This window comes from Aeromonas sp. S41-2 (assembly GCF_027705845.1).
Classification (GTDB): domain Bacteria; phylum Pseudomonadota; class Gammaproteobacteria; order Enterobacterales; family Aeromonadaceae; genus Aeromonas; species Aeromonas hydrophila.
Genome location: NZ_JAPDCG010000002.1, coordinates 131,933 through 153,177, shown reverse-complemented (window position 1 = coordinate 153,177; position 21,245 = coordinate 131,933). Strand labels below are relative to the sequence as shown.

The 21,245-nt window shown below is 59.8% G+C and carries 20 protein-coding genes and 2 pseudogenes; 10 read left to right on the top strand and 12 right to left on the bottom strand.

Annotated elements, in window-relative coordinates:
* Window positions 1–123 precede the first annotated feature (123 nt).
* The 8 genes and pseudogenes from radC to OKC44_RS05180 all read left to right on the top strand — a co-directional run bounded on the left by radC (window position 124) and on the right by OKC44_RS05180 (window position 3,862).
* Window positions 124–621, top strand: a complete 498-nt coding sequence (gene radC / locus OKC44_RS05215; protein WP_016351413.1) for a RadC family protein — start codon at window positions 124–126, stop codon at window positions 619–621.
* Window positions 618–1,160 (top strand): hypothetical protein, encoded by a 543-nt coding sequence (locus OKC44_RS05210; RefSeq protein WP_016351414.1) that lies wholly within the window; start codon window positions 618–620, stop codon window positions 1,158–1,160. Before radC ends, OKC44_RS05210 begins: the two co-directional genes overlap by 4 nt.
* Before the next feature lie 110 nt (window positions 1,161–1,270).
* Window positions 1,271–1,777 carry a hypothetical protein gene (locus OKC44_RS05205; protein WP_016351415.1) on the top strand — a complete coding sequence of 169 codons (507 nt, stop codon included), beginning with the start codon at window positions 1,271–1,273 and terminating at the stop codon, window positions 1,775–1,777.
* Window positions 1,777–1,992 carry a hypothetical protein gene (locus tag OKC44_RS05200; protein WP_016351416.1) on the top strand — a complete coding sequence of 72 codons (216 nt, stop codon included), beginning with the start codon at window positions 1,777–1,779 and terminating at the stop codon, window positions 1,990–1,992. Before OKC44_RS05205 ends, OKC44_RS05200 begins: the two co-directional genes overlap by 1 nt.
* Window positions 1,989–2,351, top strand: a complete 363-nt coding sequence (locus OKC44_RS05195) for a hypothetical protein (RefSeq protein ID WP_016351417.1) — start codon at window positions 1,989–1,991, stop codon at window positions 2,349–2,351. Before OKC44_RS05200 ends, OKC44_RS05195 begins: the two co-directional genes overlap by 4 nt.
* A 79-nt stretch (window positions 2,352–2,430) precedes the next feature.
* The gene (locus OKC44_RS05190) at window positions 2,431–2,973 is read left to right on the top strand and encodes a hypothetical protein (RefSeq protein ID WP_016351418.1); all 543 of its coding nucleotides are present in this window, start codon (window positions 2,431–2,433) and stop codon (window positions 2,971–2,973) included.
* A 1-nt stretch (window position 2,974) separates the two neighbouring features.
* A complete protein-coding gene (locus tag OKC44_RS05185; protein ID WP_115600526.1) occupies window positions 2,975–3,295 on the top strand; it encodes a hypothetical protein in 321 nt (106 codons plus the stop codon).
* A 183-nt stretch (window positions 3,296–3,478) separates the two neighbouring features.
* Window positions 3,479–3,862 (top strand): annotated as a pseudogene (locus OKC44_RS05180) (type IV toxin-antitoxin system YeeU family antitoxin).
* Between the two features lie 33 nt (window positions 3,863–3,895).
* Here the strand turns inward: OKC44_RS05180 and torD are convergent.
* The 3 genes from torD to torC all read right to left on the bottom strand — a co-directional run bounded on the left by torD (window position 3,896) and on the right by torC (window position 8,341).
* Window positions 3,896–4,555: a molecular chaperone TorD gene (gene torD / locus OKC44_RS05175; RefSeq protein ID WP_024945044.1), complete on the bottom strand. Its 660-nt coding sequence runs from the start codon at window positions 4,553–4,555 to the stop codon at window positions 3,896–3,898.
* A gap of 99 nt (window positions 4,556–4,654) precedes the next feature.
* The gene (gene torA, locus OKC44_RS05170) at window positions 4,655–7,147 is read right to left on the bottom strand and encodes a trimethylamine-N-oxide reductase TorA (protein WP_085735651.1); all 2,493 of its coding nucleotides are present in this window, start codon (window positions 7,145–7,147) and stop codon (window positions 4,655–4,657) included.
* A gap of 27 nt (window positions 7,148–7,174) precedes the next feature.
* Complete coding sequence (gene torC, locus OKC44_RS05165; protein ID WP_085735649.1) at window positions 7,175–8,341, bottom strand: pentaheme c-type cytochrome TorC; 1,167 nt, start codon at window positions 8,339–8,341, stop codon at window positions 7,175–7,177.
* Window positions 8,342–8,486: 145 nt separating this feature from the next.
* On the opposite strand from torC, the gene torR reads away from it, so the two are divergent.
* Window positions 8,487–9,200, top strand: coding sequence for a two-component system response regulator TorR (gene torR / locus OKC44_RS05160; RefSeq protein WP_016351422.1), 714 nt, complete (start codon window positions 8,487–8,489; stop codon window positions 9,198–9,200).
* Between the two features lie 36 nt (window positions 9,201–9,236).
* Here the strand turns inward: torR and OKC44_RS05155 are convergent, their stop codons facing one another.
* Both OKC44_RS05155 and torT read right to left on the bottom strand, forming a co-directional pair.
* Window positions 9,237–9,641 (bottom strand): GFA family protein, encoded by a 405-nt coding sequence (locus OKC44_RS05155; protein ID WP_016351423.1) that lies wholly within the window; start codon window positions 9,639–9,641, stop codon window positions 9,237–9,239.
* A 37-nt stretch (window positions 9,642–9,678) separates the two neighbouring features.
* Window positions 9,679–10,725, bottom strand: a complete 1,047-nt coding sequence (torT, locus tag OKC44_RS05150; RefSeq protein ID WP_043119178.1) for a TMAO reductase system periplasmic protein TorT — start codon at window positions 10,723–10,725, stop codon at window positions 9,679–9,681.
* A 70-nt stretch (window positions 10,726–10,795) separates the two neighbouring features.
* Here torT and torS point away from each other — a divergent pair, with 70 nt between their 5' ends.
* Window positions 10,796–13,609: a TMAO reductase system sensor histidine kinase/response regulator TorS gene (gene torS, locus OKC44_RS05145; protein ID WP_257703065.1), complete on the top strand. Its 2,814-nt coding sequence runs from the start codon at window positions 10,796–10,798 to the stop codon at window positions 13,607–13,609.
* Between the two features lie 6 nt (window positions 13,610–13,615).
* On the opposite strand, the pseudogene OKC44_RS05140 reads toward torS, so the two are convergent.
* The 7 genes and pseudogenes from OKC44_RS05140 to cyoA all read right to left on the bottom strand — a co-directional run.
* Window positions 13,616–14,120: pseudogene (locus OKC44_RS05140) on the bottom strand (IS1595 family transposase); the annotation flags it as partial.
* A gap of 109 nt (window positions 14,121–14,229) precedes the next feature.
* Complete coding sequence (locus OKC44_RS05135) at window positions 14,230–15,591, bottom strand: MFS transporter (protein ID WP_045789370.1); 1,362 nt, start codon at window positions 15,589–15,591, stop codon at window positions 14,230–14,232.
* Between the two features lie 189 nt (window positions 15,592–15,780).
* On the bottom strand, window positions 15,781–16,677 hold the full coding sequence (gene cyoE / locus OKC44_RS05130) for a heme o synthase (RefSeq protein ID WP_045789369.1): 897 nt from the start codon (window positions 16,675–16,677) through the stop codon (window positions 15,781–15,783).
* Between the two features lie 11 nt (window positions 16,678–16,688).
* Window positions 16,689–17,018 carry a cytochrome o ubiquinol oxidase subunit IV gene (locus OKC44_RS05125; RefSeq protein WP_005302933.1) on the bottom strand — a complete coding sequence of 110 codons (330 nt, stop codon included), beginning with the start codon at window positions 17,016–17,018 and terminating at the stop codon, window positions 16,689–16,691.
* Window positions 17,018–17,629, bottom strand: a complete 612-nt coding sequence (locus OKC44_RS05120; protein ID WP_045789368.1) for a cytochrome o ubiquinol oxidase subunit III — start codon at window positions 17,627–17,629, stop codon at window positions 17,018–17,020. The genes OKC44_RS05125 and OKC44_RS05120 overlap by 1 nt, the downstream gene beginning before the upstream one ends.
* A 4-nt stretch (window positions 17,630–17,633) precedes the next feature.
* The gene (cyoB, locus tag OKC44_RS05115; RefSeq protein WP_045789367.1) at window positions 17,634–19,610 is read right to left on the bottom strand and encodes a cytochrome o ubiquinol oxidase subunit I; all 1,977 of its coding nucleotides are present in this window, start codon (window positions 19,608–19,610) and stop codon (window positions 17,634–17,636) included.
* Window positions 19,610–20,680 (bottom strand): cytochrome o ubiquinol oxidase subunit II, encoded by a 1,071-nt coding sequence (cyoA, locus tag OKC44_RS05110; protein ID WP_080761608.1) that lies wholly within the window; start codon window positions 20,678–20,680, stop codon window positions 19,610–19,612. Before cyoA ends, cyoB begins: the two co-directional genes overlap by 1 nt.
* Window positions 20,681–21,245 lie beyond the last annotated feature (565 nt).

The following is a 21,245-nucleotide window of genomic DNA, read 5'->3' as shown; positions in this document are numbered from 1 at the left end:
CCGCTAGGGAAGGCGTCACCACCCAGGCCAACTGAACTACCTTCAAAGTGAACCAACAACCTCTTTGCATTTAGCCCCGGGATGCCTCGCGCTGCCGGGGTTTTTCTTTTTCTGGAGACCACCATGCGTTACCACAAACTCAAAGCTGGGGAATGCCCCGGCACTTATGTCGTCACCGAGCCGGTGACCGAGCAAGACCTGCTGCGTATCGCCAACCAGATTGCTCGCAAGCGACTGGCCAAAGGCACCGCCATCACCAACACCACCGAGGCCGCCAAGCGGCTGCAAACCCTGCTGCAGGACCGGGAGCACGAAGTGTTTGGCGCACTGTTCCTTGACTCCCAGTATCGCATACTGGCTTTTGAGGAGCTGTTTCGTGGCACCTTGGACAGTACCAGCATCTACCCACGGGAAGTGGTCAAGCGTGCCCTGCGACTCAATTGCGGGGCCATCATCGCAGTCCACAATCACCCCAGCGGTGACCCGGAGCCCAGTCACTCAGACCGGGTCTTCACCCAAGCCCTCAAAGAGGCCTTGGCGCTGGTCGATGTACGATTGCTTGACCATCTGGTGGTCGGTGCCGAGGGAGTCGTCTCGCTGGTCGAGCGAGGTCTGCTATGAACCTTACTTCAGCGAAATCACACCTCACCGCCCTCGATATCCTCATCGAGTTGCGCTGTTGGTTGACAGACAACGTCGAGATGCAAGCAGAACCCACCATCGTGGCTCATCAGCCCAATTGCTACCGGCTCACCCAGGCTGACTGTATCGAGGCCATTGATGCACAGCTCCATCAGCTGCGCCAAGAAGAGACAAACACCATGCGATTACCCAATCCCTATTCTCTGGAGGAAACCCTAGGCAAACTGCGTCATAGCCTGGCAGCCGCCAGCAACGAGGAGGCGTTGACATTGCTGGAGAAGGCCGTCACCAAGGCCTGTGACGACGAGGTTTATGCCAAGCAGTTTGAAGAGACCTTGCCGCGGGGATCCACCATCGAGATCCGTGACTGCCTCAGTTACTTTGGCGACTACTTCGAGCGATCCCGAGACACACCGCCCTATTTCCCGCACCACGATGCCGTCAATGGCATTGATTGTGCATTCTACGCCATCCTGTTCGATGTGGCTCACCCAAGCGCAGTACTGGTGCACGAATAACGCCAGCATCCCCAAACCTGGATCATCAGCGCCACAATCCGGATATCCCGATATCACCTAAAGGGCCACCTCACTGCAGGTGGCCTTTTGCATTTCAAGGAGCTATTACCATGTCTGCCTTCATGATCGACCGCCAGGATTACCTGGCCTTTGCCGTACAGTTGCACCGCTTTTGCAATGCTCCCATGCCACCGCACTACACCCTTGAGTTGCTGCGATCCTTCTGGTGGCTGCCGCCAGCAGGCACGACCAGTACCTGGACGTGGCGGGTTGACCGGTTAGTGCGACTGATGATGCTCGCCAATCGGCGGGCGGTCTGGCATCGCTATCAGCTAGGACGTCAGCAGGAACGCAAGGAACCGCGCCAGCACCGTTCAAACAAGCTGAGTCCGCTTAAACCTGCCCATCATTACCACCAGGAATCGCTCACCGATAGCGAGCTGGTGGCGCTGTACAAATTCACCTGCTGCACCCTGTACCAATCGAGCGAATGGAGTGGGAGCACCGAGCAGGCTCCCCGGCTTGTAAAAGTAATACAGCAGTTGCAGCAGGCGCTGGCGCAAGACGTGCTGACCCGGCTGTCACTGTGGGAGCAAGCACCCTGGGGAGAGATGTAATGGTTCTCTCCATCACCCTGACGGTGACAAGCTCACTATCGAACTCAAGCGCCCACCTGGCTCAGCGCATCGCCGATGACATGGCACACCTGCATCATCGTCTGGGAGATGCGGTGAGCGATGAACTGGGCATCAATATCAGTTATCTGGTCGAACAGTTTGCGCTGCTTGCAGCGGCCTACCGTTCACCAGCTGAAATGGAGAAACAACAATGATTGAGTTCAACGACAGCTTTAGCCAAGCCGCCGTAGCGGAGGCCATGTGTGCCCATTCAGGACTCGCCAAGCTCATCAGTCAGCAGTTGATGCTGCCGGGCTTTGCCTATGCCCACGATGTGGAGGGGCGGCGTATTGCAGGCCCGCTGGTGGCGCCCAACCCGGTGTTGCACAAGACCACGCTCTTTGTCAGCCCACGGGATATGCGTGAGCACCTGCCACGAGAGATTAACTTCGCACGCTTTCGCTGCTCCTGTAATGCAGCGGGTCAGCCGGTCGGTGAGTGGCAACGGGTAATTGTCGGGGCCTACGTCAACCACGGTAGTAATGACAAGCCGGATTGGAGTAGTCACACCTGAGCCACGGCCACCAGCACAAACAAGACCCCATACAACCCCTCACTCCGAGGGGCTGTTTGCATTTTAAGGAAACCCCACCATGCATGACTTACGTGATTACAACACCCTGTCCGCTCGGCAGATCACTGCTGCCATCGGTCAGCTCAACCACAACACCGCCCCGAAGATAATGACCCACTTGGCATTGCGGGCCACACAACCACACTCGCTAGGTAATGGCCGTAGCAGAGCCAAAGCCCTCAAGCTACTGCACCGGGTCAAGAAGGCCCGCAAGGCGGGCTGTATCCCGTTTGAACTCACCGTGACGGGTTGCCGCATCGACCGAGGGAGCCATCAGGCAGACCGCTACTACTACGACCGAACACTACTGGCCCAGGGCTGGCAGCAATACGACACCGAGGAAGATGCATGGTATTTCGGCATCTGGATTCACACAGAGAAGCTCGAAACCTTTACCTACGCCGAAGGGGATACCTGCCATGTGATAGCACCGAACGTCGAGGCGTTTCGCTCTGAACTGGCGCGGCTCTACCAGTACTACCAGCAAGCCCCTGCGTTTATCAGTATCGACCCGGACGTAGGCGTTGTGACCCACCACTTTGAAGCCAAACCGGAGGTGTGAGATGGCAAAGAACATCACTATCAAGGTGCCCGGCAAACATCCGCAAACCGGGGAACACACTACCTTCGAGCTCAAGGGGCAACGCATGGATATCGACATCGGCGGCCAGGCCGTGCCCTTCCTGATTCACGGGAGGGGCATAGGGACGTCGCTCACCCACATCCCGAGCGGCCACCGCATCGCCCTGCTCGGTGGCTGGCTCACAGCGCGTTACGAAATACCTGAAAATAAGCCCAGCAGAACGGCCTGCGCCCAGACTGATTGGTGGCCCAGTACGGCTCACTGCTCTTGCTGGACCGGCTCAATGGCTAGCGGTTATTAATGAGACGACTGACATCGCTCGTTGACACCCCTCCGTCTCGTTTATCCCCAAACAGCATAAAGGGCCAGCCCTCATAGGCTGGCCCTTTGCATCATTGGGGTCACCGAACACAACCTGCCTTATCAACAGGCTCGAGGTGCATCGCGATGCCCCCGAGCATAACAGGCTGCATCTGCTCAACCTATGGCCATGCCCCATCCCACATGTCCTGCCACACACATTCACATTCCTGAGATCCAAGCTTTCACACTGCCTTCCAGCATCAGCTGGGGTCTGCCGCATGAGATCTCACCACGCTTTGGCGATCGTCTGATACAGAGCCGCTACCGATTCGATTTTTTATCCGAGCGAACCAGTCTGATCGGCAAATAGACTAAAGGAAATATAGATAGGCTCGACAATGCCTTTGCAGTCATTATCAAACAACTGGAGACCAAGTTACTGGCCGGTGAACTGGACGCCCAACGTCAGCAATGCATCACAATCAAGCATGATGGGGTCCCCTGTGAAGTTGATACCTTCTGCAGCCATAGTTACCTCTATATCGTAATTGGCTCTATTGAGTAATATTATTTCAATTGTTCTCATCCATTCATGGCATTAATACACATATTTGAGCTCATCCAAGTAATTGGTATCCATTTTGAGAAACAATCCAAGCAAGTGTGCACTGGCGCCATAAAAGCCAAACTGGTCGGCAGCGCGACAGGCGCTTTCGAACTTGTCGAACCACCCCAGCAGGTGGCCGTGCAGCAGCGCTTCCTGCTCGTCGAGCCAGCGTTCCCGCTCGGCCGCGCTCTTGGCTTCCGCCGCGCGGATGATGAGATTGCCCATCAGATCCAGCTCGATGGCCAGATGATCCGCAGGCTCTTTGTATTTATCGCTGACATTGATACCAAGGCGATCGAGGCGGGCTTGCATCTCGGTCATCGGGGCCTGCATCAGCAACTTGGCCTCGCCGCGGTAGAGCGATTCGTAGGGCAGGGCGCCCTGTTTGGGATCCACCAGAAACAGGCCGGCGAAGTCGGCGGCCAGTTCCAGCTGGCGATCCGGGCGCACCAGCAGGCGCGCGATGGCGTCGTTGAGTTCGGCCACGGCTTCGCGCATTGGATCCTGGGTGGAGAGGCTTTTCAGGAAGCTTCGTACATCATAGGTGTCATATTCGGCGATCTGCTCATCACTGAGCTCGGCGGCGAACAGGGTGGAGAACCACCAGTAGAGTTCGGCCCGGCGTTCGCTGGTAGCCATAAATTCCTGCATTTTTCCTCCGTGGATGGCAATCAGGAGCCATAGAGGCTCCCGATTCTAACGACGTTAAAAATAAAGAAAACTCAAGGGGGCGCTTTCGTCCCTTTGGGGTCAGAGTGCCGGGAACATGGGGTCGATGCCCTTGGCAGATTCCGGCGCGCCGAAGGCAGTGACGGCGGGAGCCTGTCCGCGGAACTTCTCGATCTCCACCAGCGCGGTATGGGCCGTGGTGGCCTGCGCCAGGCTGGAGGAGCCGATGTCGGCAGTCAGCACGTTGGGATCGCCGTAGGTACAGAGCGTACCTACTTTGCCGCCTTCTTGCGGACCATACCAGGCACCTTCCTGAATGCGTACCACGCCGGGGGCGTAATCATCGCTTACCACCAGACCAGCCAATACCTGACCGCGGCCGTTGAATACCCGCACCAGATCGCCGTCCTTGAGGCCACGGGATTTGGCATCCTGTGGATTCATATAGACTGGCTCGCGACCCTGTACCGTGTAGGTGGCGCGGTAGTTGTCGGAGGAGCAGAGCTGGCTGTGCAGCCGCTTGTCCGGGTGGCAGGATTGCAGGTGCAGCGGATACTGTTTGCTGCCCGGCCCGCCGTGAGAGCGCTCGTAGGGCTCGATCCAGACCGGGTGACCCGGACAATCCCCATAGCCGTAGTCAGCGATGGTCTTGGAGTAGATCTCGATAAGGCCGGACGGGGTGCCGAGCGGTTCTAGATCCGGCTCCTGACGGAACGACTCGTGGCGTACCCAGGGTTGGCCCGCCGGGAAGGTGACGAAGCCTTCCCCGTGCCAGAACTGGCTGAAACGGGGCAGACGAATGCCGATGCCGCGGCCCTGCAGGCGGGCGTCGTCATAGATGCTCTGGATCCACTCCAGCTTGCTCTTGCCACCGGTGAACTCGGCCTCGCGACCGAAGCGACGGCAGAGATCGGCAAAGATGTCGTAGTCATCGCGCGCCTCGAACAGCGGCTCCACTACCTTGTACATGGCCAGAATGCCCGCGTTGGAGTGGGAGCCCCACTGCTCGATGTCATCGCGCTCATAGGTGGTGGTGGCGGGCAGCACGATGTCGGCGAAGCGGCAGCTGGCAGTCCACTGGTGATCGATGCTGACCACGGTTTCCAGCTTGCGCCAGGCGGCGACCATCTTGTTGCGATCCTGCTGGTGGTGGAACGGGTTGTTGCCGCAGAACACCGCCATCTTCATGTGGGGGTAGGTGATGGTCTGGCCGTTGAAGGCGATCTGCTTGCCCGGATTGAGGATGCAGTCGATGAAACGGGCCACCGGAATGAATTTGGAGTAGCCCTTCCAGTCGCCGTCATGGCGCGGCTTGACCCCGGGAATGACCGAGCTGAAACCGGACATGATGGGGCCGCTGGAGGTGATGGTACCTGCCCCGTTGTAGTGCCAGCCAAAGCCGTAACCACCGCCTGGCAGACCGATCTGGCCAATCATCGAGGCCAGAACCACCAGCATCCAGGCGTACTGCTCGCCGTGGTGCATGCGCTGCACGCACCAGCCGCCGATAAGCTGGGTACGGCCGCTGCTCATGGTGCGGGCCAGCTCGCGAATGGTCTCGGCAGGGACGCCACAGATGGCGGCGGCCCACTCGGCATCCTTCACCTGACCATCGCTGGTGCCCAGCAGGTAGGGCAAGAACTTGTCAAAGCCGGTGGTGTAGTCTTTCAGGAACTTCTCGTCGTGACGCTTCTCGCTGTAGAGGGTGTGGGCGATGCCCAGCATCAGCGGCACATCGGTCTGCGGATTCAGGGTCACCTGATCGCAATTGAGGTACTTCTGGGTCTTTGATTTGACCGGATCGATGCTGATGACCCGGATCTCGCCTTTGGCCACCTTCTCTTTCAGCTGCGCCCAGTAGTCGTAGACGCTGTGATCCGGCACCAGCCAGCCCACCTGCAGGTTTTTGACGGGGTCGGAGCCCCAGATGACGATGGTCTTGCTGTGCTCCAGCACCAGCGGCCAGGAGGTCTGCTGCTCGTACACCTCCATGGCGCCCGCCACGTGGGGCAGGATCACCTGAGCGGCGCCGGTGGAGTAGTCACCGGCCTTGGCCAGATAGGTGCCATGCAGGTTCATAGCGCGTCCCAGCATGGCGCCAGCGGAGTGCAGTTTGCCCACCGACTGCCAGCCGGAGTGACCGGCGTAGAGGGCGCTCGGGCCATAGATTTTCTGCACCCGCTCCAGCTCGTGATAGAAAAAATCGAGCGCCTGTGACCAGGTGACCCGCACAAAGCGGTTCTGGCCGCGTTCGCTGGTGTCGGACTGGTGGCCCTTACGCAACCAGTCCAGTCGCACCATGGGGTAGCGGATGCGGGAGGGGTTGTAGACCACTTCACTCAAGGCCTTGAGCATCTCGGTGGGGTGCTTGTCATGCTCGAATGGCAGGGTCTCGACCCAGCGGCCATCGACCACCCGGGCGCGGAAGGCACCCCAGTGGGAACCGGACTGCACCAGCTTGTCGCCGGACTCGGCGGCCATCACGGCGCGACCGAGCAGGGAGGGGCCGATCAGGGCAGAGGCGCCGCTGGCCAGCAAGCCGCCCAGAAAACCACGACGGGAAATATTGATCATCTTGTTATTCCTCTTTCGAATCCGGACTTAGTGGCTGCCCTGACCACCGGTATCGGCGGCATGGTTTTGCAGGTATTTGAGCAGGGTGCGCTCCTCTTCCTTGCTCAGGCGATAGTAGGCAGACATCGCCTTGAGTCCCGAGATCCAGCCGTTGGCAGTGAAGTGAGCGGGATCCGGTGCGCCGTGGCAGGAGTTGCAGGTGGATTTGTACATCTCGCCGGCGTAATCCCAGATCGGTTTGAGCGAGGATTCAAAGCCCTTGCCATCGACCCAAGCCTGCACCTGAACCTGTTCCCACTTGATATGGGTGGCGCTGTCGGTCTCCTGCTTGAGCACTTTCTCGCTCGCTTTCAGTTCGTCACGGATGGTGGCGACGAAGACCCGCTTGCCCATGTATTCGCTCAGCACCCGGCCCTTGCCGTCGCTCTCGCGCCACCCTTCGATGGTCACCTTGAGGCGATCGCCGCTGCGGTCTACGACGTCGATGCGGGAGGCTGGCAGCAGTTTGCCGACCGGGTCGGTGCTCTGTTCGCTGGCATAGAGATCTTTTTCACCCAAGTTGTAGAGGGTCTCGGCGGCTGGCGCCTCTTGCGCGTCGTTGACCAAGGTGGCGTAAGTGGCCCGGAAGCCGCCCGCCATGTTGGGCAGTTCGTGGGCGATCCCCTTGTGGCACTCGATGCAGTTCATGTTCTTCGCCGCCGCATCTTTCATCGCCAGCGCTGCTGCCGGGGACTGCTTGGCGTGATCCATGTTGTCGTAGCTGTGGCAGGACTTGCAGGTCTTGGAGTTCTGGCTGCTCATCCGAGCCCACACCTTCTCGGCCAGATGCAGGCGCCGGTCCTCGAACTTCTCCTGGGTGTCGATGCTGTAGCCTATGTACTCCTGATAGAGGTCGTTGGCTGCCTCCATCTTGCGGGCCACCTTGCCGACAAAGTCCTTCGGCTGGTGACAGTCGGTACAGACCGCCTGTACCCCGGAGGCATTCTTGAAGTGGATGGACTCCTTGTACTCCGGATAGACGGTGTCTTTCATGGAGTGGCAGGAGATACAGAATTCGAGGCTGCTGGTTTTCTCAAAACCATAGTGCAGGCCGACGGTACCCGCGAGGGTGACGCCGACGCCCACCAGAAGTAGCGCCAGTACCGACCAGCGACGGCTGGGGGTGCGCAGGAAGTGCCACAGTTTTTTCATCATGCTCTCTCACATCACTTTTTTGATGGGAGCCATGATAGGGAGGTGTTGTGAACAGGGTTACCGCCACAAATTAATGAAATAGGGGTATTTATGACAAAATGTGAATAGAATAATCCTCCCTTGTCGACCTTCGTGAACCCTGCCCATGAGCTACCACATTCTGGTTGTTGAAGATGATGCGGTGACCCGCGAGAAGCTGACCGGCTATTTCGAGCGGGAGGGTTATCGGGTGACTGCGGTCGAAAACGGCCAGGAGATGCGCGCCGTGCTGGCGGAACAGACGGTCGATCTGGTGATGCTGGATATCAATCTGCCGGGGGAAGATGGTCTGCTGCTAACCCGTGAACTGCGGGCGCGCAGCACGGTGGGGATCATTCTGGTCACCGGCCGCAGTGATGCGGTGGACCGGATTGTCGGCCTCGAGATGGGGGCCGACGACTATGTCACCAAGCCGTTCGAGCTCAGGGAACTGCTGGTGCGGGTCAAGAATCTGCTGTGGCGGATCTCGCTGTCGGCCGCCGCGCCGAGCGAGCCTGCGGTCGTTGACGATGCGGTGCGCTTCGGCCCCTGGCGTTTTGACATTCCCCGCCGCCAGCTCAGCAAGGATGGGGTGCCGGTGCGTCTGACCAAGGCTGAATATGAAGTGCTGGTGGCCTTTGTCGCCCATGCCGGGCGGGTGCTCAGTCGGGAGCGGATCCTGACTCTCATCAGCCATCGTGGCGATGGCCCGAGCGATCGTACCATAGACGTGTTGATCCGGCGGCTGCGCGGCAAGATGGAAGTAGATCCGCGAGATCCCCAGCTGTTTGTCACCATCCACGGTGAAGGCTATCTGTTTGCCGGCGAGATAGCCTCCTGACCCCGTTGCGGTGGCCTTGGCCTGTTTGGCCGGGTATCAGACCGGCGGGCGAGTTTCAAATTGCGGGCAGTCGTCGCCAATCTGGTGCCAGGGGGCCTTGGAGCCGACAAAGATGTGAAACGCGGGCCGCTGGCTCGGCACATCGTCCAGCACCCCGAGGCGCAGGTTGATCTTGCCGCTGCTGCTCTTCTGGCTGAACAGGCTGGAGCCGCAGTGACGACAGAAGGCCAGGGTGGTCTCTGCCGATTTCCGGTAGCGGCCGATGGCCTCTTCCCCCTTCACTATGGTGACCTTGTTGCCATCCAGTCCGCCGACCGAGGCGTAATCACCCCCTGAAAACTTGCGGCATTCGCTGCAGTGGCAGTTCCCCATATAGTCGAACTGATCCGGCAGGGTCAGGGCGACGGCGCCGCACAGGCAGCTGGCATGTAACTCTTTCATCTCTTCTCCTTGAGTGTGCTAATCGGATTTTGGACGGCTATTCGACCCGATAAACGGGACGAAAAGCGCCATCCGAGAGGGAATCGGCGGGATCAGCCAGTGGTGCAGACAGCGTCAGAATGGGTGGCCCCATCACCCGCGGGCACTGCTCGGCACTGGCATCAGGGTGTTGCAGCAGGCAGGCCGCCTGAGCCACTGCAAGGCGCCCCTGCAGCCGCATCTGATCGCTGTTGGCGGCCAGGATTTTGCCCCGGCGCAAGCCCCGCTGTACGCCGTGGCTGAAGTAAGTGCTCAGCACCTGGGGCCTGTCGAGATGGCGCTGTGCCAGCTCGTTGACCGCCACTTCGGCGGCGATGGCGCCCCCCACCAGATAGTCGAGGTCGGAATAGCGGGCCAGCATCTTCTGCACCAGGGTACGCTGGATTTCCCGGCTGTTGTCGCCGCGCTCGGTGGTGACCAGCTTGATGGCGCTCCCCTTGATGGCATCGGCAAAGCCCGGCTCGACGAAGTTGTTGCCGCCGCTCGCTTGCGGGCCGGGGAAGAGGGCGACCGAGACCGGTTTGCTGCCTGCGGGGTGGCGCTGCGCCAGCCAGTGGCCAATCTGCCACCCCATCTGGTACCAGGAGACCCCCACCTTCGCCTGCACCAGACCGCTGGGTAGATCGTTGACCAACCCAAAGACCGGCAGCGGCGTGACCTTGATTGCCTCGCGCAAGCCCTGATAGCTCACCGCGCCGAGCAAGATGGCGTCGCTCCCTTCCTGCACGCAGCGCTGCAACTGCTGGCGCTGCTCGACGAGGGCGCCATAGCCCCCCGCTTCATGGATCTGCAACTTGACTCCCAGCCGCTTCGCCTCGTCCACCATGCCCTGATTGACCGAGAGCCAGTAGGCGTCGCGCAGATGGGGGTAGAGGGCACAGAGGGTCAGTGGTTTGGTTGCGGCGGCGGGTTCCGGCCACTGCTGGCGTACCGGTTGGCCGCTGAATTCACCGCTGGGCCAGAGATCCACCGCAAAGGCGAGAGTGGCTCGGGGAAGCATTAGCAACCAGATCAGCAACAACGGGGAGAGATAGACGCTTCGCATGGTCAGAGGTTTTGTTAAAGTGTTGGGCCATATTATCCGGTCAAAGCCGACCACAACCAAGGGACTTCCCGTGAGAATCTTTTCCGGCCTGGGTGGCAAGTTGCTGCTGGCCTTCTCCCTGATGGCATTACTCACACTGAGTGCCTCCCTGCTGGGTTGGGTGGGGCTTAGCCATCTGCGCCAGCTGGAGCAAGGGGTGCAGCAGACTCTGGCCGACCAGGAGCTGGCGCGCACGCTCTCTCGTCTCAGCAGCGAGGTCCAGAGCGCATCGCGGCTGCTGGCCACCGCGACCAGCGAGCAGGAGCGGGAGCATCAGGGGCGCTTGCTCACCCTGCAGGGACAACAGCTACAACAGGTACTGGCACAACTTGGCCGTGGGCAGGGTTCAACAAGCCTCGATCAGCTCAGTCAGAGCATCATCGGCAATCTGGGTCAGCAGGGCTGGCTGGTGGGAGAGCGCCTGACCCTGATGACGCAGGGGGAGGCGCAGCGGGCCCGTCTGGTGGCGGCGGCCGGACAGATTGCCGAGCTGGCACGCAGCCAGATGGAGAACGCCGAAACCGTGATGGTGGCGGGATTGGGTTCCCTCTACCAACAGCAAGGCGTGCAGGCGGCCCGGACGCTGGACCGCCTGCTGGAGCAGGATCTCGACTGGCAGGAGCAGATGACCGAGCTGCGTCATCGCACCCTGATGCAGCAACAGCGCATCGAAGAGATGTGGCGCAGCGATCGACAAGAACAATTGCAAACGCTATTGCAAGAGGGGCTGCGGGAGTTGGCCATCTTGCAACTGCGGGCCGGAGCGGTGACCGATCCGGCTCGCCGGCAGGCGGTGGAACAGGCGCTGACCGTGCTGGCGCAGAGCGACAAGCTGGTGCAACTGCGCAGTGACTGGCTCGGCAAGGGGGAGGCGCTGCAGGTGCTGGCCAATGCCAATGAAGCCCTGATGAGCAGCCTCAACCAGCAGGTCGGTGAGCTGGTCAGCCGTGCCCGCGATTCGCTGGGGCAGAGCCAGCAGGCGTTAAGTCAGCGCCTCAGGCTGCTGGAGCAGGCGCTGATGGGCATTGGCCTGTTTACGCTGGTACTGCTGATGCTGTTGATGTGGCGCATGGTCTATGGCCGGATCGTCTGGCCGCTGCAACGGGCGGTGGCGGGGATGAGCCGGTTGGCGCGCGGAGATCTGGCTCCCCTTGAGCCGATCGCCAGCACCGGGCGTGATGAGCTGGCGGAGCTGGGACGGGCCCTGCAGGTGTTTCGTGACAATGCGGTGGAGCTGGGCCGCTATCAGCGAGAGCTAGAGTCGTGGGTCGAGGAGCGCACAGGCCAGCTCAGCCACGCCAACGAGCGGCTCAATGAGGAGGTGGAGAAGCAGCGGCAGGCCCGCGCCGAGGCCGAGCAGGCCAACCGGGCCAAGTCGGTGTTTCTCGCCACCATGAGCCACGAGATCCGCACCCCCATGAACGGCATTCTGGGCGGTCTGACGCTGCTGGAAGATACCCACCTCAGCGAGACCCAGCAGCGCTATCTGGCCGCCATCGAGCATAGCGGCGAATCCCTGCTGGAGATCCTCAACGACATTCTCGACTACTCCAAGATCGAGGCAGGCCATGTGGAGGCACGCCGTGAACCCTTCCCCCTGTTCCAGCTGGTGAATGAGCTCAGCGCGTTGTTTCGGCCAAAGGCAGCGGCCAAGGGGGTCACCCTGGCGCTGGAATATGCACCCGAGCTGGCGCCTGTGGTCGAGGGGGATCTGGGCAAGCTGCGGCAGGTGCTCGGTAACTTACTCGGCAATGCAGTCAAGTTTACCGCCCGTGGCCAGATTACCCTGATGGTAGCGCCGCTTGTCTGCCAAGGCCCTTGCGCCGAGCCCTGCATCCGCTTCGTGGTGCGCGATACCGGCCCCGGCATTCCGGCCGATGAACAGGAGGTGGTGTTCGAGGCGTTTCACCAGCGCAAGCGCGATATGGGCCATCAGGGCGGCACCGGGCTGGGACTGGCGATCAGCCGCAAGCTGGTGGCCGCCATGGGGGGCGAGCTTATCCTAGCTAGCGAACCGGGCAAGGGGAGTGAATTCAGCTTCAGCCTACCCTTGCAACGCTCGAGCGCCCAGCTGCCTGCCGAGGCGCAACCGCTGCACCTTGGTCAGTCCCGCGACATCCTGCTGGTGGAGGATAACGAGATCAACCGGTTGGTGGCGCACGGCATGCTGACCCGCCTCGGCCATCGCGTCACCCTGGCGGAGGATGGTCGCAGCGCGCTGGCGCTGGTGACCGAGCGCCCCTTCGAGCTGGCGCTGCTCGATATCAACCTGCCCGATATGGACGGGATGACCCTGCGCGAGGATCTGGCTGCCATCAGTGAAGAGATGCATGAGCGCCCGTTGCCTGCAATCGCCATCTCGGCCCAGATGTATCCGGAGGATATCCGCCGCTGCCTTGCAGCCGGGTTTGTCGATTTTGTCGGCAAGCCGGTGCGGCTGGCCGCATTGGCAACAGCCATTGTTCGTCAGTTTCAGGATAAGAGTTTACCACAGGCCAAAATGGCGCCGGTCGAGACCAATCCTATGAGGCACTGGAACATCAATCCAGTGTTGGATACCGACTTGCCTCTGCTCGGTATGGTGAAAATAAGGGAACTCATCGAGTTATTTGAAACACAAGGTACGATTATTATTGCTGAAATTATAGCAAGCGAGCCTAAAGAACGGGCATCACTGATACACAAACTTAAAGGAAGCGCCTTAAGCCTTGGTCTTGATATGTTTGCGAAACATTGCTCAGACTTAGAATCAGCTATTGGAAATCCTGTCGAACTGGAAACAACATTTAAAGTAGCCGTCAGAAACTTAGAATGTTGGCTCGAAGCAAATCATGAAGCCCCATAAATTAGGCTATGTCCCAATTACGTGTTGCATGGGGCGCCCCAGCGCCTCATGCAAGCAACGTGAGATATTCACTTCCCGCCCATAGCGCTCCAACATCCTGCGCCAACCCAGATAATTCCTCAGATAGTGGGTCGCTACCCCATGGAACCGCTCCATCCACTCCTTCAATCGCCTGTGGTACCCGTTCACATGTTGGATGTGATATGCACCCACCACCCGCTCTCCTGCACGATTGCGCACCACTTGGTGTGTTATCCCCAGTCCCTCGCTGAAACTCGCATACACCCCCGGCACCATCGCTGCACAGGACGGCATACGGGGCGATAAGCGGCTGAAGCACCGCCTTCACTTGCCCTGGCATTCAGCCGTTCCAACTGGAAGTCAGCCAGGTGGCCTGCTCGGTCTTGCACCACCATGACTGGGATGTAATCCGGCCCTGTCCCCCGGGTACGGCCTTTGTCTCCACGATGGCGGGCCGGGCGGGGTAATCCGGCTGTCCTTTGAACGACTCAAAAGTGTCTAGAGAGGCCGGGGCGATTCACAACGCCAGCAGTGCATTACTACACAACACTAAGGTTTCACTTCAGGATTGGCGGGCTTTTTCATGCAGGCGGGCGTCTTCAGGCGGCGACCAGCGACTCCAGATCGTGCCGGCTCAGGCGCTTGCTGTCCACCTTCACATAGACGGAGCGCTCCGCAGCGGCCAGCAGCACGTCGCTCACCCCTTCGCAGGCACGGATCTTCTGCTCCAGCGCCGCGTCTGCCGCCACCCCTTCCGGCAACACGATGCGCAGGCTGCTCACATAGGGGGGCTCGGCCATGGTGAGGCTGACCCCGAGCCAGACGAGGGCCAGCGCGGCGCAGCCGCCAAACACCAGGGCGCCGCCGCCCAGGCTGTAGAGCAGGCCGCCGAGGCTGCCGCCGATGGCCACCCCGATGAACTGGCTGGTGGAGTAGATCCCCATGGCGGTGCCCTTGTAGCCGGGGGGCGACTCCTTGCTAATAAGAGAGGGCAGCAGTGCCTCCATCACGTTGAAACCGATGAAGAAGATCTGCAGCCCGGCGAGCAGGCCCCACAGCTGCAGGCCGCTTTGCCAGAGCACCAGCTCGGCGATGAGCATCACCAGCACGCAGATCTGGAACACCCGCTTCATCTTTCTGCGCTTCTCGGCATAGATGATGAACGGCACCACGCTGACGAAGGCGATCAGCATGGTGACCAGATAAGCCTGCCACTGGCTGTCGCGGGGCAAGCCGGCGCGCTCCAGCAGCGGCGGCAACGCCACGAAGCTCGACATCAGCAGGGTGTGCACGCAGAGGATGCCGAAGTTGAGCTTGAGCAGGCGCGGGTTGGTCAGCACGGTGCGCATCCCCCCCTTCACCATGCCGGACTCGCGATTGAGTAGATGGCCGCTCGGGGTCGGCACCAGCCAGAGGGTGACGGCGATACCCCCCAGCGCCAGCAGGGCGATCAGCCAGAACAGGCCGGAGAGCCCCAGTGCATGGGTGATAAGGGGGCCGGTCACCATGGCGATGGCGAAGGTGATGCCAAAGCTCACCCCGATAAAAGCCATCGCCTTGGTGCGGTTCTGCTCGCGGGTGAGATCCGACAAGAGCGCCATCACGGCAGCCGAGATGGCGCCGCTACCCTGCAGGGCGCGGCCAAGGATCACGCCCCAGATGGAGTGGGTCAGCGCCGCAATCACGCTGCCGAGGGCAAACATCAGCAGGCCGCCGACGATGAGGGGCTTGCGGCCCACCTTGTCGGAGAGCAGGCCGAACGGGATCTGGAACAGCGCCTGGGTCATGCCGTAGATGCCGATGGCCAGGCCGATGAGCGCCTCGGAAGCCCCCGCCAGCGACATGCCGTAGGTGGTCAGCACCGGCAGCACCATAAACATGCCGAGCATGCGCAACGAGAAGACGGAGCCGAGCGCCCAGGTGGCACGGCGCTCGCCCCTCGTCATGGTGAAATCATTCATGATGGCCTCGATAGGTCAGGGAAAAGGAAGACTCAAGGGGTGGCCGACACGTGCCATGCCACACCCGACACAAGGGAAAAGTGCCCGACGGGGCGGCCCCATAATAACAGAGCCGGGAAGGTTCCCGGCTCTGGATTCTACTGATTTTCCCGCGTCGCATCACAACACGGAGCATGACAGGTATGCACCTTAGGGCAGCATGCTCACCAGCACCGCACGCTCGGCCTCCGGCTGGAAGTCCACCGACATCATCACGCTGAGGCAGGTGATGGTAACGATGGAGAACATGAACAGCTTGCGCGCCCAGAGGGAGTCATCCACCGCCGCCTTGTAGCCAGACAGCGCCATCCCCAGCCACCAGACGCTGACCGCGGTGGCCACCACCAGATACTTGTAACCGGCGTAACCGCCGAGGAACAGCATCAGGGTCGGCACCATGAAGGCCAGGATGTAGAGGGTGATGTGGAGCTTGGCCACCGGGATCCCCTTCACCACCGGCAACACCGGGATGTTGGCCGCCTGGTAATCCTTGAAGCGGAAGATGGCGATCGCATAGGAGTGCGGCATCTGCCACAGGCTGAAGATCGCCAGCAGGATCAAGGCGCCAGAGTCGAACTGACCGCTCACCGCGCAGTAGCCGATGACCGGCGGCGCCGCGCCGGAGAGGCTGCCGACCAGGGTGCCGTAGACCGAGTGACGCTTCATGTAGAGGCTGTAGACCCCCACATAGACAATGAAGCCCAGCACCGCCAGCAGGGCGGCCAACGGATTGGCCGCAAAGTAGAGCAGTGCAATGCCCGCAATGCCGAGCGCGGTGGCGTACCAGAGCGATACGCCGGGGGCGATCAGACCCTTCACCAGAGCACGGTTCTTGGTGCGCTCCATGATGCAGTCGATGTCCCGGTCGATGTAGTTGTTGAACACGCAACCGGAGGCGACCACCAGTGATACACCAGCCATGGTCAGAATGAACAGGGGCACATCCAGGCTCCCCTTGGAGGCCAGCAGGAACCCTCCGATAACCGAGATGAGGTTACCGAAGATGATGCCCGGCTTGGTCACTTGCAGGTATTGCTTCATCATCATTGCCAACCTGCTCAGTGAACCATCATGTTGATGTTGAGGTTGTACATGATCCACAGGGAACCCACGACCACGATGGCGATGATGAGCACGGTAAAGATCAGTGCCACCAGGTTCCAGCGCTCCTCGGACGAGGTGTTCATGTGCAGGAAGTAGACCAGATGCACGAAGATCTGCACCACTGCCATGCCGACCACGGTGGCCAGCACGGTGGTGTGGGAGGCAGAACCGTCCATCACCATCCAGAACGGCACGGCGGTCAGGATCAGGGACAGCACGAAGCCGATCAGGTAGCTCTTGGCGCTGCCGTGGCTGGCGCCGTGATTGTCAACGGAATGACTCATTACATGACCCCCATCAGATAGACCACGGTGAAGACGCAGATCCACACCACGTCGAGGAAGTGCCAGAACAGGCTCAGGCACATCAGACGAGTACGGTTGCGATCGGTCAGCCCCTTCTTGGCGACCAGCACCATCATCACGATGATCCAGACAAGACCGCTGGTCACGTGGATACCGTGGGTGCCCACCAGGGTGAAGAAGGCAGAGAGGAAGCCACTGCGATCCGGACCGTAGCCCTCGACAATCAGGTGATGGAATTCATAGATCTCCATCGCGATGAAGCCGGCGCCGAACAGGAAGGTGATGAACAGCCAGGTGTTGACCGCCGCGACCTTGTTCTTGTTCATGGCCAGCATGCCGAAGCCGAAGGTGATGGAGCTCAGCAGCAGCAGCATGGTTTCGGCAAACACGAACGGCAGTTCGAAGATGTCCTTGCCGCTCGGGCCGCCGGCAGTGCCGTTGACCAGGACCGCATAGGTCGCGAACAGGGTCGCGAACAGGATGCAGTCACTCATCAGGTAGATCCAGAAGCCGAATACCTTGTTGGCACCGGCATCGTGGTGCCCATCCTCATGGGCACCCTGGGTGTGATGTAGAACGTCAGTCGCCATGGAATTAAGCCACCTTGTTGATATTTTCAAAATGCTGACGCTCGATCCGCTCGATCTCGTCAACCTGCACGTAGTAGTCCACGTCATCGTTGAAGCTGTGGATGATCCAGGTGGCGATCATGCCGACGAAGCCGGCGATGGCCATCCACCAGATGTGCCAGATCATGGCAAAGCCGAACAGGGTGCTGAAGGCGGCGATGATGACGCCGGCACCGGAGTTTTTCGGCATGTGGATCGGGTCATAGTGCTTGGGCTGCTGATAAGCGGAACCGTCCTGCTTGGCTTCCCAGAACGCATCCAGTCCCTTGATCTTCGGCTCGATGGCGAAGTTGTAGAAAGGAGGCGGTGAGGAAGTGGACCACTCCAGGGTACGACCGCCCCAGGGATCGCCGGTCAGGTCGCGGTTCTTCTCGCGGTCGCGGATGCTGACCACGATCTGGATCACCTGGCACAGTACGCCCAGCGCGATAAGGGCGGCGCCGCAGGCAGCCACCACCAGCCAGCCGTGGAACTCGGGATCGATGTTCTGGCTGACGCGACGGGTCATGCCCATGAAGCCCAGTACGTAGAGCGGCATGAAGGCGACGAAGAAGCCGGTGATCCAGCACCAGAAGGCACGCTTGCCCCAGACGTCATCCAGCTTGAAGCCGAACGCTTTCGGGAACCAGTAGGTGATACCGGCGAAGCAACCGAACACCACGCCGCCGATGATGACGTTGTGGAAGTGGGCGATCAGGAACAGGCTGTTGTGCAGCACGAAGTTGGCGGCCGGCACGGAGAGCAGTACCCCGGTCATGCCACCCACGGTGAAGGTGATGATGAAACCGACGGTCCACAGCATGGGCGAGGTGAACTCGATGCGACCGCGGTACATGGTGAACAGCCAGTTGAAGATCTTCACCCCGGTCGGGATGGAGATGATCATGGTGGTGATGCCGAAGAAGGCATTCACGTTGGCGCCCGACCCCATGGTAAAGAAGTGGTGCAGCCAGACGATGAAGGAGAGCACGGTAATGGCGATGGTCGCCCACACCAGCGAGGTGTAACCGAACAGCTTCTTCTTGCAGAAGGTCGCCACCACTTCGGAGAAGATCCCGAAGACCGGCAGTACCAGGATGTACACCTCGGGGTGACCCCAGGCCCAGATCAGGTTGATGTACATCATCATGTTGCCACCCATGTCATTGGTAAAGAAATGGGTACCCAGGTAACGGTCTGCGGTGAGCAGGGCGATGGTGACGGTCAGGATCGGGAAGGAGGCGATGATCAGCACGTTGGCGCACAGGGCGGTCCAGGTGAACACCGGCAGGCGCATCATGGTCATGCCAGGGGCGCGCATCTTGATGATGGTGGCGAAGAAGTTCACGCCGGTCAGCAGGGTCCCCAGACCCGAAATCTGCAGACTCCAGATCCAGTAATCGACCCCGACCCCCGGACTGAACTCCAGCCCCGACAAGGGCGGATAGGCCAGCCAGCCGGTCTGGGCGAATTCACCGACCCCGAGGGAGACGTTGATCAGCACCACGGCCGCGGCGGTGAACCAGAAGCTCAGGTTGTTCAGGAAGGGGAAGGCGACGTCACGGGCACCGATCTGCAGCGGCACCACGATGTTCATCAGACCGATCACCAGCGGCATGGCCACGAAGAAGATCATGATGACGCCGTGGGCGGTGAAGATCTGGTCGTAGTGGTGCGGTGGCAGTATGCCCTCGCCACCGGCCGAGGCCATGACCTGCTGGGTACGCATCATGACTGCATCGGCGAAGCCGCGCAGCAGCATGACCATGCCGAGGATGAGATACATGATACCGAGGCGTTTGTGGTCCACCGAGGTGAGCCACTCTTTCCACAGATATTGCCACTTGCCGAAATAGGTGATGAGCCCGGCGACGGCCAGGCCCCCCAGAATGATACCGGCTATCGTGACCATGATGATGGGTTCATGGTACGGAATAGCGTCGAGTGTTAATTTTCCAAACATCAGTTAGTACCCGCTTTCACAGTCTTGTCGGCCGGCATGTGGCCGGCGTGGTCCATCTGCTCGCCCTGGGCCTCATGGTGCATGGCGTCGCCGTGCTCCATGCCTGCGTGGTTCATGGAGGCATCATGCTCCATCCCCTCGTGGCTCATGGACTCGTCATGGGACATCGCGGCCTGCTTTTCGCCGTGTTGCATGGCGGCGTGCTCGCCGTGCTTCATGTCACCCATGAACTTGTTGATGATGTTGACGAACAGCTTGGGATCGGCGCTGGCGAAATACTCCACCGGGTGGTTTTCGCTCTTCTTGGCCAGGGCATTGAACTCATCCATGGTGTTGAGCGCCTTGGAGGAGGCCTTCACCTTGGCAACCCAGGCGTCGAAACCGGCTTGATCCTGCGTCGCGATGGCGTTGAACTTCATGCCTGAGAAACCGGCGCCGCTGTAGCCGCCCGAGATGCCCTTGTACTGGCCTGCCTCGTTGGCGATCAGGTGCAACTTGGTCTGCATGCCCGCCATGGCGTAGATCTGGCCGCCCAGCTGGGGAATGAAGAAGGAGTTCATCACGGTGTCGGACGTCACCCGGAAATTGACCGGGGTGTTGACCGGGAATGCCAGCTCGTTGACCGAGGCGATGCCCAGTTCCGGATAGACAAACAACCATTTCCAGTCAAGGGAGATGACATCGACCTGGATCGGTTTCACCTCAGATTCCAACGGTTTGTAGGGATCCAGAGAATGGGAGGTTTTCCAGGTGATCACCGCCAGGATGGCGATAATGATGACGGGTACGGTCCAGACGACCGCTTCAATCTTGTTGGAGTGGGCCCAGTCCGGTGCATAGGTGGCTTTGGTGTTGGACGCTCGGTATTTGTAAGCGAACGCCACCGCCATCACAATCACCGGCACCACCACAATCAGCATCAAGCCGAGTGCGGTCAGTATCAGTGACTTCTGCTCCAGACCAACTTGTCCCTTGGGGCTCATCAGAGCCATGTCGCAGCCGCTCAGCAAGCCGGCAGTCGCGAGCAACAGCAAAGCGCCCAAGCCCCTCTTTACATCAAAAGGTCTCATGCAATGTCCTCATCTTCGCAGGGCTAAAGTTGTAAGAAAAACGCAGCATTCTATTTCACCCGGGGGGGATGTGAACAACATGAAAAATTAATCTTTCACTTGTGTGTGGATTGCGATTTCTGTGTGTTGCATGTTAATGCCTTGACGTCATGAAAATTATCAAAACCACCTCGACCCCCTTTCATCGCCAGCTGGTGCCATTTCACCCTGTATCTGTTTATTAAACAGACATCCCGCGATTTAACCCTTTACTTAACAAGGACAAATGACACCCCTTTGTGGCTAGCCGGCGAAATTCCGGGCTGAAATCCGTGCACAATTGGCCGCTCAGGACAGAACAATTGAGGGACTCGAAATTAACCATAATTAATCAAATTAAATTTCAATTAATTCCATGAGGTTGGTGCGGCTTTACCCGCAAACATGCACACCACATACGTCTCATGCGACCTGGCCGATCACAGGGTCCATCATTTTGTTTAATAAGTTATTATCAAACCCATGGACTCCATCCGGATATGGCGGTAGGTTGCGCCCCTTCGTTACTCGCCAGTCACGAATTCAA

What these genes read in the sequence shown, in the direction of transcription:
- radC (WP_016351413.1), top strand. Translation starts at nt 124, where the DNA reads ATGCGTTACCACAAACTCAAAGCTGGGGAATGCCCCGGCACTTATGTC.
- OKC44_RS05210 (WP_016351414.1), top strand. Translation starts at nt 618, where the DNA reads ATGAACCTTACTTCAGCGAAATCACACCTCACCGCCCTCGATATCCTC.
- OKC44_RS05205 (WP_016351415.1), top strand. Translation starts at nt 1,271, where the DNA reads ATGTCTGCCTTCATGATCGACCGCCAGGATTACCTGGCCTTTGCCGTA.
- OKC44_RS05200 (WP_016351416.1), top strand. Translation starts at nt 1,777, where the DNA reads ATGGTTCTCTCCATCACCCTGACGGTGACAAGCTCACTATCGAACTCA.
- OKC44_RS05195 (WP_016351417.1), top strand. Translation starts at nt 1,989, where the DNA reads ATGATTGAGTTCAACGACAGCTTTAGCCAAGCCGCCGTAGCGGAGGCC.
- OKC44_RS05190 (WP_016351418.1), top strand. Translation starts at nt 2,431, where the DNA reads ATGCATGACTTACGTGATTACAACACCCTGTCCGCTCGGCAGATCACT.
- OKC44_RS05185 (WP_115600526.1), top strand. Translation starts at nt 2,975, where the DNA reads ATGGCAAAGAACATCACTATCAAGGTGCCCGGCAAACATCCGCAAACC.
- torD (WP_024945044.1), bottom strand. Translation starts at nt 4,555, where the DNA reads ATGCAGGAATTTATGGCTACCAGCGAACGCCGGGCCGAACTCTACTGG.
- torA (WP_085735651.1), bottom strand. Translation starts at nt 7,147, where the DNA reads ATGATCAATATTTCCCGTCGTGGTTTTCTGGGCGGCTTGCTGGCCAGC.
- torC (WP_085735649.1), bottom strand. Translation starts at nt 8,341, where the DNA reads ATGATGAAAAAACTGTGGCACTTCCTGCGCACCCCCAGCCGTCGCTGG.
- torR (WP_016351422.1), top strand. Translation starts at nt 8,487, where the DNA reads ATGAGCTACCACATTCTGGTTGTTGAAGATGATGCGGTGACCCGCGAG.
- OKC44_RS05155 (WP_016351423.1), bottom strand. Translation starts at nt 9,641, where the DNA reads ATGAAAGAGTTACATGCCAGCTGCCTGTGCGGCGCCGTCGCCCTGACC.
- torT (WP_043119178.1), bottom strand. Translation starts at nt 10,725, where the DNA reads ATGCGAAGCGTCTATCTCTCCCCGTTGTTGCTGATCTGGTTGCTAATG.
- OKC44_RS05135 (WP_045789370.1), bottom strand. Translation starts at nt 15,591, where the DNA reads ATGAATGATTTCACCATGACGAGGGGCGAGCGCCGTGCCACCTGGGCG.
- cyoE (WP_045789369.1), bottom strand. Translation starts at nt 16,677, where the DNA reads ATGATGATGAAGCAATACCTGCAAGTGACCAAGCCGGGCATCATCTTC.
- OKC44_RS05125 (WP_005302933.1), bottom strand. Translation starts at nt 17,018, where the DNA reads ATGAGTCATTCCGTTGACAATCACGGCGCCAGCCACGGCAGCGCCAAG.
- OKC44_RS05120 (WP_045789368.1), bottom strand. Translation starts at nt 17,629, where the DNA reads ATGGCGACTGACGTTCTACATCACACCCAGGGTGCCCATGAGGATGGG.
- cyoB (WP_045789367.1), bottom strand. Translation starts at nt 19,610, where the DNA reads ATGTTTGGAAAATTAACACTCGACGCTATTCCGTACCATGAACCCATC.
- cyoA (WP_080761608.1), bottom strand. Translation starts at nt 20,680, where the DNA reads ATGAGACCTTTTGATGTAAAGAGGGGCTTGGGCGCTTTGCTGTTGCTC.